We start from the raw sequence: 12315 nt of genomic DNA, 5'->3' as shown, positions 1-12315 counted from the left end.
TGAGACGAGCAGGTGGATACGTGACGAATCTGATGCCCTCCGCCGCCGGCGAGCCCTCCATCGGTGGCGGCCTCGGCGACCAGGTCTACAACCGGCTGCTCGGCGAGCGGATCATCTTCCTCGGCCAGCAGGTCGACGATGACATCGCCAACAAGATCACCGCGCAGATGCTGCTCCTTGCCGCCGAACCGGACAAGGACATCTACCTCTACATCAACAGCCCCGGCGGCTCGGTGACGGCCGGCATGGCGATCTACGACACCATGCAGTACATCCCGAACGACGTGGTCACCATCGCGATGGGCATGGCGGCCTCCATGGGCCAGTTCCTGCTCACCGGCGGTGCCGCCGGCAAGCGCTTCGCCCTGCCGCACGCGGACATCATGATGCACCAGGGCTCCGCGGGCCTCGGCGGTTCGGTCACGGACATCAAGATCCAGGCCGAGTACCTGCTGCGCACCAAGCGCCGCATGGCGGAACTGACCGCGCGGCACTCCGGCCAGACCTTCGAGACGATCACCCGGGACGCCGACCGCGACCGCTGGTTCACCCCGGAAGAGGCCAAGGAGTACGGTCTGATTGACGAGATCATCTCGAGCGCCTCGGGTGTTCCGGGAGGCGGCGGCACCGGTGCCTGACCGGCCCGGCCGCGCCACGCACCGCCACCACCCACGCCCCCAGAACGCCACCAGGACGGTGAACATCCCATGAGCAACTTCCCCGGCACCGCCAGCGGCATGTACGAAGGGCCCCGGCCCGACGCCCGCTACGTCATCCCGCGCTTCGTCGAGCGCACCTCCCAGGGCATCCGCGAGTACGACCCGTACGCGAAGCTCTTCGAGGAGCGCGTGATCTTCCTGGGCGTCCAGATCGACGACGCCTCCGCCAACGACGTCATGGCGCAGCTGCTGTGCCTGGAGTCGATGGACCCCGACCGGGACATCTCGATCTACATCAACAGCCCCGGCGGGGACATGACCGCCCTGACGGCGATCTACGACACGATGCAGTTCGTGAAGCCCGACATCCAGACGGTCTGCATGGGCCAGGCGGCCTCCGCCGCGGCCATCCTGCTCGCGGCCGGCACCCCGGGCAAGCGCATGGCGCTGCCCAACTCCCGGGTGCTGATCCACCAGCCGGCCGGCTCCACCGGCCGCGGCCAGCTCTCCGACCTGGAGATCATCGCCAACGAGTTCACCCGGATGCGCGAGCAGCTGGAGAACATGCTGGCCAAGCACTCGAACCAGCCGATCGAGAAGATCCGCGAGGACATCGAGCGCGACAAGATCCTCACGGCCGAGGAGGCGCTGGAGTACGGCCTCGTCGACCAGATCATCTCCACCCGCAAGCTGAACAACAGCTCGGTCCGCTGACGCGGAGCGGCACGCTCTCAGCCCCCCTCGGCAGGGCTCACGGCAAAGTGAACCCTGCCAAGGGGGGCCCGAACATCGGGCCCGGCAAGGTACCGTCGGACATAAGGCAGCACCAGGAGCCACTGGACCGCAGTGTCCAGGCGGCTCCCAGGCGAAGGGGAAGCACACCGTGGCACGCATCGGTGACGGCGGCGATCTGCTCAAGTGCTCGTTCTGCGGCAAGAGCCAGAAGCAGGTCAAGAAGCTCATCGCAGGGCCCGGTGTGTACATCTGCGACGAGTGCATCGATCTCTGCAACGAGATCATCGAGGAGGAGCTCGCGGAGACCAGCGAGGTGCGCTGGGAGGAGCTGCCCAAGCCCCGCGAGATCTACGAGTTCCTCGAGGGCTACGTGGTCGGCCAGGAGGCCGCCAAGAAGGCCCTGTCGGTCGCGGTGTACAACCACTACAAGCGGGTCCAGGCGGGCGAGAACGGCGGCGCGAGCGGCCGGGACGACGCCATCGAGCTGGCGAAGTCCAACATCCTCCTGCTGGGCCCCACGGGCTCCGGCAAGACCCTCCTCGCGCAGACCCTGGCGCGGATGCTGAACGTCCCGTTCGCCATCGCCGACGCCACCGCGCTGACCGAGGCGGGCTACGTCGGCGAGGACGTCGAGAACATCCTCCTGAAGCTGATCCAGGCCGCCGACTACGACGTCAAGAAGGCCGAGACCGGGATCATCTACATCGACGAGATCGACAAGGTGGCCCGCAAGAGCGAGAACCCGTCGATCACCCGCGACGTCTCCGGCGAGGGCGTCCAGCAGGCCCTGCTGAAGATCCTGGAGGGCACCACGGCCTCGGTGCCGCCGCAGGGCGGCCGCAAGCACCCGCACCAGGAGTTCATCCAGATCGACACGACGAACGTGCTGTTCATCGTGGGCGGTGCCTTCGCCGGTCTGGAGAAGATCATCGAGGCCCGGGCGGGCGCCAAGGGCATCGGTTTCGGCGCGACGATCCTGTCCAAGCGCGAGCTGGAGGCCAAGGACGTCTTCGAGGACGTCATGCCGGAGGACCTGGTCAAGTTCGGCATGATCCCCGAGTTCATCGGCCGGCTGCCGGTGATCACCTCGGTGCACAACCTCGACCGCGAGGCGCTGCTGAAGATCCTGGTGGAGCCGCGCAACGCCCTCGTCAAGCAGTACCAGCGCCTGTTCGAACTCGACGGCGTGGAGCTGGACTTCGAGCGCGAGGCCCTGGAGGCCATCGCCGACCAGGCCATCCTGCGCCAGACCGGCGCCCGCGGCCTGCGCGCCATCATGGAGGAAGTCCTCCAGGGCGTCATGTACGAGGTCCCCTCCCGCAAGGACGTCGCCCGCGTCGTCATCACCGCCGACGTCGTCCTCTCCAACGTCAACCCGACCCTGATCCCGCGCGACGCGCGCGGCCGGGGCTCGGGGGAGCAGAAGACGGCGTAACGAGCCCGTACGGCGGAAGGGGCCCCGGTCGTCCGACCGGGGCCCCTTCGCATGCCCTGAGGGCTGCCGCGTCAGGCCTTCACCCGCACGTCGTTGCGCAGCTTCGCCGCCAGTTCCGCCGTGTCGTCCAGGGAGCCGCTCTCGCCCGAGGCGAGGGAGGCGACGCTGAACGACGTCACCAGGGCGACGGTGCTGTGGTCGCCCCAGATGCACATCGGCATCTTGATGGTCTTCGGCATGCCCGCGTCCTCGGACGACGAGCCGGTGCTGTCGATCTGCGCCACCTGGCACTTCATGATGCCGTGGGAGAGGCCGGCCGGGTGGACGGTCTGCGGGCTGCCGATGAGCTTGCCCTTGGTGTCCGAGCCGCTCTGGTCCTTCTCCGACTCCGACTTGGCCTTGGCGAACATGGCGTCCACCACCGCCTCCGGGTCGTCGATCGAGCCGTAGACGCCGCTGAAGGAGAGGCCCTTCTTGGTCAGGCCGGTGCCGTTCTCGTAGCCGCTGCTCACCTGGGTGGGGTTCTTGACCCCCCACTTCTCGAAGTCCGACTTGTCGGAGTCGCTGAGGCCGTCCGAGGAGTCGTCGGAGCCGGACTCCTTGGTGTACGTCCCGTTGATCACCGAGCCGGGGGTGATCAGCTTGTGCGGGCCGTCGTCCGCGATGCTCGGGCTGCTTCCGCCGCTGAGCGCGAAGTACGCGCCCACCGCGACCGCCGCCACCACGGCGACCGCGCCGATGATCAGGCCCGTCTTCTTCTTGCCGCCGGCCGGCTGGGGGGCCTGGGGCATGCCGTAGGGCTGCTGGCCGTAGGGGTTCGGCTGCTGGCCGTACGGGTTCTGCTGCGGGGGCACCCCGGGCTGCTGCGGGTAGCCGTACCCCGGCTGCTGCGGCGGGGCCTGCGGGGGGTAGCCGTAGCCGGGCTGCTGCGGGGCCTGCGGGGGCTGGCCGTACGGGCCGGGCTGCTGCGGAGCCTGCGGGGGCTGGCCGTACGGGCCGGGCTGCGGCGGCTGGCCGTACGGGTTCGGCTGCCCCGGCTGTCCGTACGGGCCGGGCTGCCCCGGCTGGCCGTACGGACCCGGCTGCTGGGGTGGCTGGCCGTACGGGCCCGGCTGGTTGCTGCTCATTTCTGGGATCCCCCTAGGACTCTTATGTGTTCCTGACATCCTGGACCAGCGCCCGGGGACGCAGGCCACCGGGGGCCGCACCGTTACAGAACAAACGCGTTTCGGGACCGGCCCGTGACCCCTCTAAACTGACCCCCGTGACCGACAACGCTCAGCAGCAGCCACCCGCGCCCGACACCGAACTGCCGACCCAGTACGCGCCGGCCGATGTAGAGGGGCCGCTGTACGAGCGCTGGGTAGAGCGGGGCTACTTCGAGGCGGACGCGAAGAGCGACAAGCCGCCGTACACCGTCGTCATCCCGCCGCCCAACGTCACCGGCTCGCTCCACCTGGGCCACGCCTTCGAGCACACCCTCATCGACGCCCTGACCCGCCGCAAGCGGATGCAGGGCCACGAGACGCTGTGGCAGCCCGGCATGGACCACGCCGGCATCGCCACCCAGAACGTGGTCGAGCGCGAGCTCGGCAAGGAGGGCAAGTCCCGCCACGACCTGGGCCGCGAGGCCTTCGTGGAGCGCGTCTGGAAGTGGAAGGGCGAGTCCGGCGGCCAGATCTCCGGCCAGATGCGCCGCCTCGGCGACGGCGTCGCCTGGTCCCGCGAGCGCTTCACCATGGACGAGGGCCTCTCCCAGGCCGTCCAGACCATCTTCAAGCGCCTGTACGACGACGAGCTGATCTACCGCGCCGAGCGCATCATCAACTGGTGCCCGCGCTGTCTGACGGCCATCTCGGACATCGAGGTCGAGTACCAGGACGACGACGGCGAACTCGTCTCCATGAAGTACGGCGACGGGGACGACACCATCGTCGTCGCCACCACCCGCGCCGAGACGATGCTCGGCGACACCGCCGTCGCCGTCCACCCCGAGGACGAGCGCTACAAGCACCTGGTCGGCAAGCTCATCAAGCTGCCGCTGACCGACCGCTCCATCCCGGTCGTCGCCGACGCCCACGTCGACCCGGAGTTCGGCACCGGCGCCGTCAAGGTGACCCCGGCGCACGACCCGAACGACTTCGAGATCGGCCAGCGCCACGACCTGCCGTCCATCACCGTGATGGACGAGCACGCCGTCATCACCGTGCACGGCCCCTTCCAGGGCATGGACCGCCTGGAGGCCCGCTCCGCCATCGTCGCCGCGCTGCGCGCCGAGGGCCGGATCGTCGCCGAGAAGCGCCCCTACGTCCACTCCGTCGGCCACTGCTCGCGCTGCAAGACCACCATCGAGCCGCGCCTGTCCATGCAGTGGTGGGTCAAGGTCGGCCCGCTCGCCAAGGCCGCGGGCGACGCGGTCCGCGACGGCAAGGTCAAGATCCATCCGCAGGAGATGGAGAAGCGGTACTTCGACTGGGTCGACAACCTCCACGACTGGTGCATCTCGCGCCAGCTGTGGTGGGGCCACCGGATCCCGGTGTGGTACGGCCCCGACGGCGAAGTCGTCTGCGTCGGCCCCGGCGAGGAGCCGCCCGCCGGCGAGGGCTGGCACCAGGACACCGACGTCCTCGACACCTGGTTCTCCTCCGGCCTGTGGCCCTTCTCCACCCTGGGCTGGCCCGAGCAGACCGAGTCGCTCGCGAAGTTCTACCCGAACTCGGTCCTGGTCACCGGCTACGACATCCTCTTCTTCTGGGTCGCCCGGATGATGATGTTCGGCCTGTACGCGATGGACGGCACCCCGCCGTTCCACACCATCGCCCTGCACGGCATGGTCCGCGACCAGTTCGGCAAGAAGATGTCGAAGTCCTTCGGCAACGCGGTCAACCCGCTGGACTGGATGGACAAGTACGGCAGCGACGCGCTGCGCTTCACCCTGGCCCGCGGCGCCAACCCGGGCGTGGACGTGCCGATCGGCGAGGACTGGGTCCAGGGCTCGCGCAACTTCGCCAACAAGATCTGGAACGCGACCCGCTTCGCGCTGATGAACGGCGCGACGGTCCAGGGCCCGCTGCCGGAGCCGTCGGCCATGTCGGCGACGGACCGCTGGATCCTGTCCCGCCTCAACTCGGTGGTCGCCGAAGTCGACGCCTACTACGAGGACTTCCAGTTCGCGAAGCTCTCCGACACCCTCTTCCACTTCGCGTGGGACGAGGTCTTCGACTGGTACGTCGAGCTGTCCAAGACCGTCTTCCAGGCGGGCGGCGAGCCGGCCGAGGTCTCCAAGCGGGTCCTGGGCGAGGTCCTGGACGTCACCCTGAAGCTGCTGCACCCGGTGGTCCCGTTCGTCACGGAGACCCTGTGGACGACGCTGACGGGCGGCGAGTCCGTCGTCATCGCCGAGTGGCCGGCCGACAGCGGCTTCCGTGACGCGGCCGCCGAGCAGGAGATCTCCGCGCTCCAGTCGGTCATCACCGAGGTCCGCCGCTTCCGCGCCGACCAGGGCCTCCAGCCGGGTCAGCGGGTTCCGGCCCGGCTGTCCCTGGACGGCACGGCGCTCGCCCCGCACGAGGCGGCCATCCGCCAGCTGCTGCGCCTCCAGCCCGAGGGCGACTCCTTCACGGCGACGGCCACCCTGCCGATCGCCGGGGCGGAGGTCGCGCTGGACCTCTCCGGCACGATCGACGTCGCCGCCGAGCGCAAGCGGCTGGCCAAGGACCTCGCCGCCGCCGAGAAGGAGAAGGCCCAGGCCACGGCCAAGCTCGGCAACGAGGCCTTCCTCGCCAAGGCCCCGGAGAACGTGGTGGACAAGATCCGCACCCGCCTCTCCAAGGCCGACGAGGACATCGCCCGCATCCAGGCCCAGCTGGAGAAGCTGCCGCAGGCGTAGCCGTCACCACGACGCCGAAGGCCCCGGTCCCGCGAAGGCACCGGGGCCTTCGCCCATCCCTGTCCGTGCGGCTCCGTAGACTGGGACCCGTGAGCGACCTCCCGCACGACGACAACGGCCGGCCCGACCCCCTCGACTCCTTCGAGGAGATCATCGAGGCCGAGACCACCCGCGACCCCGACCTCGCCGTGATCGAGGCCGGCAGCCGTACCCTCCGGACGCAAGGGGGAGCGCCGACGGCCGACGTGCCCGCGCGCCCCGAGGACCCCGAGGTCGACAAGGCGCTGCGCGAGGTCGAGGCCGAGCTGGCCACCCGCTGGGGCGAGACCAAGCTGGAGCCCTCGGTCGGCAGGATCGCCGCGCTGATGGACGTGCTGGGCGAGCCGCAGCGCTCGTACCCCTCGATCCACATCACGGGCACCAACGGCAAGACCTCCACCGCCCGCATGATCGAGGCCCTCCTCGGCGCCTTCGAACTGCGCACCGGCCGCTACACCAGCCCGCACGTCCAGTCGATCACCGAGCGGATCAGCCTGGACGGCGCCCCGATGAGCGCCGAGCGGTTCGTCGAGACCTACCGGGACATCAAGCCGTACGTCGAGATGGTGGACGCCGCCCAGGAGTACCGGCTGTCCTTCTTCGAGGTGCTCACCGGCATGGCGTACGCCGCCTTCGCGGACGCCCCGGTCGACGTCGCCGTCGTCGAGGTCGGCATGGGCGGCTCCTGGGACGCCACGAACGTGATCGACGCCGATGTCGCGGTCGTCACCCCGATCGCCCTGGACCACACCGACCGCCTCGGCGAGACCCCCGCGGAGATCGCCGGCGAGAAGGCCGGGATCATCAAGCAGGACGCGACCGTCATCCTGGCCCAGCAGCCGGTGGACGCCGCCCAGGTGCTGCTGAAGAAGGCCGTGGAGGTCAACGCCACCGTGGCCCGCGAGGGCCTGGAGTTCGGCGTCGTCGCCCGCCAGGTGGCCGTCGGCGGGCAGCTGCTCACCCTGCGCGGCCTCGGCGGCGAGTACCACGAGGTGTACCTCCCGCTGCACGGCGCCCACCAGGCGCACAACGCGGCCGTGGCGCTCGCCGCGGTGGAGGCGTTCTTCGGCGTCGGCGCCCAGCGCGCCGAGCCGCTGGACATCGACACCGTCCGCAAGGCGTTCGCCGCCGTCTCCTCCCCGGGCCGCATGGAGGTCGTACGGCGTTCCCCCACCGTCGTCCTGGACGCGGCGCACAACCCGGCCGGAGCCGAGGTCACCGCCGAGGCGGTGCGCGAGGCGTTCGACTTCAGCCGGCTGATCGGCGTGGTCGGCGCGAGCGGCGACAAGGACGTACGGGGGCTGCTGGAGGCCTTCGAGCCGATCTTCGCGGAGATCGTCGTCACCCAGAACTCCAGCCACCGCGCCATGGACGCGGACGAACTGGCCGCCATCGCCGTCGAGGTCTTCGGCGACGAGCGGGTCCAGGTCGAGCCGCGGCTGCCCGACGCCCTGGAGGCCGCGATCACGCTGGCCGAGGAGGAGGGCGAGTTCGCGGGCGGCGGGGTGCTGGTCACCGGTTCCGTCATCACGGTCGGCGAGGCCCGGCTGCTGCTGGGCAAGGGCTGAGGAGTCCGACGTGCGTACGCTCTGTTCATCCACTCTGATCGGCGAGTTCTTCATCATCGGCTTCGCCGGGCTGGTCGCCATGAAGGACCCGGGCCTGTCGGTGTCCACCGTCTGGCTGGTCAGCGGCATCGCCATGGTGCTGTGCGTGCTGCTGTGCGGCGTGGTGACCCGGCCCGGCGGGGTCGCCCTCGGCTGGGCCCTGCAGATCGCCCTGATCGCCTCCGGCGTCTTCGTGCCGACCATGTACTTCATGGGCGCGCTGTTCGCGGCCCTGTGGTGGGCCTCGGTGCACTTCGGCCGGAAGATCGACGAGGCCAAGGCCCGGTTCGCCGCGCAGAGCGGCTCCTCCACGCCTGACGCTGTGTAACGGGCGCCCGGACACGCCCTGTAACCTCGTCCCACCGCACACACGTTTCACGCGTAAGGAGTCCCCTCGTGAGCCAGCGCACCCTCGTCCTCCTCAAGCCCGACGCCGTCCGTCGCGGCCTGACCGGCGAGATCATCAGCCGTATCGAGCGCAAGGCCGGCTGGCAGATCACCGCGCTGGAGCTGCGCACCCTGGACCAGGAGACCCTGGAGCAGCACTACGGCGAGCACAAGGGCAAGCCCTTCTACGAGCCGCTGGTCGCGTTCATGGCCTCCGGTCCGGTCGTCGCCATGATCGTCGAGGGTGAGCGGGTCATCGAGGGCGTGCGCGCGCTCGCCGGTCCGACCGACCCGATCGCCGCCGCGCCGGGCTCCATCCGCGGCGACTACGGTGTGATCGTCCGGGAGAACCTGATCCACGCCTCCGACTCCGAGGAGTCCGCCGAGCGCGAGGTGAAGATTTTCTTCCCCGGCCGCGCCTGATACCGGCGATCGAGGGAACGAGCGCCCCCGAACGCCCGTCTCCACAAGCGAGGCGGCCCGCCATCTGGTGACAATGACGGAGACCCTCGCGCAGTGTTCGTGCAGGCGCGTTTACGATGGAAGCCTTCACGTCACAGCACCCGCCTCGCCTGCCTGACATGCCCTCAAAAGCTCGGGAAGGCCAGATGAATCCGGATGGGGAACTCAATGTCGTTCATCGGCCGTGACATGGCTGTCGACCTCGGGACCGCCAACACGCTGGTGTACGTCAGGGGTCGCGGAATCGTACTGAACGAGCCGTCCGTCGTCGCGATCAACACCAACACCGGTGGCATCCTGGCGGTCGGCGCCGAAGCGAAGAAGATGATCGGCCGGACGCCGGGGAACATCGTGGCGGTCCGGCCGCTGAAGGACGGCGTGATCGCCGACTTCGAGATCACCGAGCGGATGCTCCGCTACTTCATTCTGAAGATCCACAAGCGGCGGTACCTGGCGCGTCCGCGGGTCGTCGTCTGTGTGCCCTCGGGCATCACGGGCGTCGAGCGCCGCGCGGTGATCGAAGCCTCCACCCAGGCGGGCGCCCGCCAGGTGCACATCATCGAGGAGCCCATGGCCGCGGCCATCGGCTCCGGCCTGCCGGTCCACGAGGCCACGGGCAACATGGTGGTGGACATCGGCGGCGGCACCACGGAGGTCGCGGTCATCTCCCTCGGCGGCATCGTCACCGCCCAGTCCATCCGCGTCGCGGGCGACGAGCTGGACAACGCGATCATCCAGTACATCAAGAAGGAGTACAGCCTCCTGCTGGGTGAGCGCACCGCCGAGCAGATCAAGATCACCATCGGTTCGGCGTACGAACTCGAAGAGGACGAGCACACCGAAGTCCGCGGCCGGGACCTGGTGTCCGGGCTGCCCAAGACCGTCGTCATCTCGGCCGCCGAGGTCCGCAAGGCGATCGAGGAGCCGGTCAACGCGATCGTGGACGCGGTCAAGACGACCCTCGACAAGTGCCCGCCGGAGCTGTCCGGCGACATCATGGACCGGGGCATCGTGCTGACCGGTGGCGGCGCCCTGCTGCGCGGTCTGGACGAGCGGCTGCGCCGGGAGACCGGAATGCCGATCCATATCGCCGAGGACCCGCTGGACAGCGTCGCGCTCGGATCCGGAAAGTGCGTCGAGGAGTTCGAGGCGCTCCAGCAGGTTCTGGACGCCCAGCCGCGCCGATGACGCGGCACTTCGATTCCGCCGTACGAGACGTTCTCCTCTCGTGCGGCGGATCGTTGATATAGAGGCATAAGCTCCCCCCAACGGGCCTCTTGGATTTGCGCCTTGCCATTGGCGTCTTTTCCAAGGGCCCGACGAATTCCTACTTGAGGAAGGGCACGGCCGCCGCACGTGAGGGACACCAAAGAGAGCCGGCTGCTCCTGGTCCTGCTGATCGCCATCGCGTTCGCGTTGATCACCGTGGATATCCGAGGGGGCCGGAACTCCCCGGTCGACGGCGCCCGGCAGGCCGCGGCCGCCGTCTTCGGCCCGGTGGAGGACGGACTTTCCTCGGCGGTCGACCCGGTCGGCAACGCCATCTCCGCGGTCCGCGACTCGGGCAACCGGCACAGCAGGCTCGCCGAGCTGGAGAAGGAGAACGCGGCCCTCAAGGCGAAGCTCGGCAGCGACGACCGGACCCGCAGCCGGCTCGGCCAGCTCGACCGGATGCTGAAGCTCGCCGGCGAGGGCCAGTACGGCATCAAGGGCGCCCAGGTCATCGCCATAGGGTCGGCGCAGGGCTTCTCCTGGACCATCACCATCGACGTCGGCGCGAACGACGGCATCAAGCGGGACATGACCGTCCTCAACGGCGACGGCCTGGTCGGCCGGGTCACCACGGTCGGCCCCGACACCTCGACCGTGCTGCTCGCCAACGACCCGGACTTCACCGTCGGCACCCGCCTGGAGGGCAGCGACGAACTCGGCTTCGCCTCCGGGCAGGGCGACCGCCCGCTGCGCGTGGAACTCCTCAACGGCAAGGCGGAGGTGAAGAAGGGCGACCGGCTGGTCACCTTCGGCTCGGAGTCCGACAAGCCGTTCGTGCCGGGCGTGCCGGTCGGCGTGGTCTCCCGCGTCGATCCCTCCGGCGGCGGTCTGACCCGCACCCTGTACGTCACGCCGTACGTCGGCTTCACCAAGCTGGACGTCGTCGGCGTGGTCGTCCAGGGCCCGAAGAAGGACCCGCGCGACGAGGTGCTGCCCGCCAAGCCCAAGCCGGTGCCGACGCCCACGGTGACCGTCACCGTCACCCCGTCGGCGGACGCGAACGGGAACGGCGGCAACTCCGGCTCCGGAGACCGGTCGCGGAACGACTCGTCGCAGAACTCTTCACAGAACGACTCATCGCAGAACGACCAGCAGCCGTAGGAGCTGAATCCCCATGCGTGTCAACCGGATCCTGCTCTCCGTACCGCTGGTCGTGGTCGCGCTGGTGATCCAGGTGAGCGTCCTCGCCCGCCTCCATCTGCCGGGCGCCGTCCCCGACCTGCTGCTCCTCACCGTCCTGGGCCTCGCCATGGTGTACGGCCATGTCGGCGGCGCCCTCGTCGGGTTCGCCGCCGGCCTGCTGGCCGACGTCGCCCCGCCCGCCGACCACGCGGCCGGCCGCTACGCCCTCGTCCTCTGTGTGACCGGCTACTTCGCCGGACTGATCAAGCCGGAGAACGGCAAACTGAGGTCGGCGACCGGCCCGATGGCCGTGGTGGTCGCCGCCGCGATCGGCTCCACCCTGCTGTACGCCGGGGTGGGCGCCCTGGTCGGCGACACCGCCGCCCGCCATGTGGGCCTGCCCGGACTGCTGGTCTCGGCCGCCCTGTACGACCTGCTGCTCGCCCCGTTCGTGGTCCCCGGGGTGATGTGGCTGGCCCGCCGCTGCGACAACGACCCGCTGGCCGAGACCGGCGCCACCGGCAAGGCGGCCGACATCTCCTCGGGCTGGCTGTCCTCCGGCACCGGCCTGCACATCGGCAGCCAGCGCGGCGCCCTCGGCGCCCTGAAGGCCAAGGCCCGCACCCGTTCCGCGCGGGTCGGCCGCATCAAGGGGGTCAAGCGCCTGTGAGCGAATGTCAGGCCCCCGGCGGTCCGGGGCGATTCACT

At 69.6% G+C, this 12315-nt stretch carries 11 protein-coding genes; 10 read left to right on the top strand and 1 reads right to left on the bottom strand.

Annotation, left to right across the window (positions count from 1 at the left end; all coding sequences use genetic code 11):
• Positions 1-32: 32 nt before the first annotated feature.
• The 3 genes from BLW85_RS14815 to clpX all read left to right on the top strand — a co-directional run bounded on the left by BLW85_RS14815 (position 33) and on the right by clpX (position 2829).
• Entirely contained in the window at positions 33-638 is a 606-nt protein-coding gene (locus BLW85_RS14815) for an ATP-dependent Clp protease proteolytic subunit (RefSeq protein WP_070027106.1), read from the top strand.
• 69 nt (positions 639-707) lie between these two features.
• A complete protein-coding gene (locus tag BLW85_RS14810; protein WP_070027104.1) occupies positions 708-1373 on the top strand; it encodes an ATP-dependent Clp protease proteolytic subunit in 666 nt (221 codons plus the stop codon).
• A gap of 169 nt (positions 1374-1542) precedes the next feature.
• Positions 1543-2829 (top strand): ATP-dependent Clp protease ATP-binding subunit ClpX, encoded by a 1287-nt coding sequence (gene clpX / locus BLW85_RS14805; protein ID WP_014672712.1) that lies wholly within the window; start codon positions 1543-1545, stop codon positions 2827-2829.
• A 71-nt stretch (positions 2830-2900) separates the two neighbouring features.
• On the opposite strand, the gene BLW85_RS14800 is transcribed toward clpX, so the two are convergent.
• On the bottom strand, positions 2901-3956 hold the full coding sequence (locus BLW85_RS14800; protein ID WP_070027103.1) for a hypothetical protein: 1056 nt from the start codon (positions 3954-3956) through the stop codon (positions 2901-2903).
• A gap of 137 nt (positions 3957-4093) precedes the next feature.
• On the opposite strand from BLW85_RS14800, the gene BLW85_RS14795 reads away from it, so the two are divergent.
• From BLW85_RS14795 to mreD, 7 genes are all read left to right on the top strand, one after another.
• The gene (locus tag BLW85_RS14795; RefSeq protein WP_070027101.1) at positions 4094-6718 is read left to right on the top strand and encodes a valine--tRNA ligase; all 2625 of its coding nucleotides are present in this window, start codon (positions 4094-4096) and stop codon (positions 6716-6718) included.
• Positions 6719-6807: 89 nt separating this feature from the next.
• The gene (gene folC, locus BLW85_RS14790) at positions 6808-8325 is read left to right on the top strand and encodes a bifunctional tetrahydrofolate synthase/dihydrofolate synthase (RefSeq protein WP_070027099.1); all 1518 of its coding nucleotides are present in this window, start codon (positions 6808-6810) and stop codon (positions 8323-8325) included.
• A gap of 10 nt (positions 8326-8335) precedes the next feature.
• Complete coding sequence (locus tag BLW85_RS14785; RefSeq protein WP_070027097.1) at positions 8336-8692, top strand: DUF4233 domain-containing protein; 357 nt, start codon at positions 8336-8338, stop codon at positions 8690-8692.
• Between the two features lie 68 nt (positions 8693-8760).
• Positions 8761-9174, top strand: a complete 414-nt coding sequence (gene ndk, locus BLW85_RS14780; RefSeq protein ID WP_070027095.1) for a nucleoside-diphosphate kinase — start codon at positions 8761-8763, stop codon at positions 9172-9174.
• Between the two features lie 207 nt (positions 9175-9381).
• Positions 9382-10401, top strand: a complete 1020-nt coding sequence (locus tag BLW85_RS14775; RefSeq protein ID WP_070027093.1) for a rod shape-determining protein — start codon at positions 9382-9384, stop codon at positions 10399-10401.
• Positions 10402-10569: 168 nt separating this feature from the next.
• A complete protein-coding gene (mreC, locus tag BLW85_RS14770; protein WP_071828626.1) occupies positions 10570-11586 on the top strand; it encodes a rod shape-determining protein MreC in 1017 nt (338 codons plus the stop codon).
• A 13-nt stretch (positions 11587-11599) separates the two neighbouring features.
• On the top strand, positions 11600-12277 hold the full coding sequence (gene mreD, locus BLW85_RS14765) for a rod shape-determining protein MreD (protein WP_070027092.1): 678 nt from the start codon (positions 11600-11602) through the stop codon (positions 12275-12277).
• The last annotated feature ends 38 nt before the right edge of the window (positions 12278-12315 follow it).

It is taken from the genome of Streptomyces misionensis, from assembly GCF_900104815.1.
Classification (GTDB): domain Bacteria; phylum Actinomycetota; class Actinomycetes; order Streptomycetales; family Streptomycetaceae; genus Streptomyces; species Streptomyces misionensis.
This window is presented reverse-complemented; position numbering and strand designations above follow the sequence as displayed.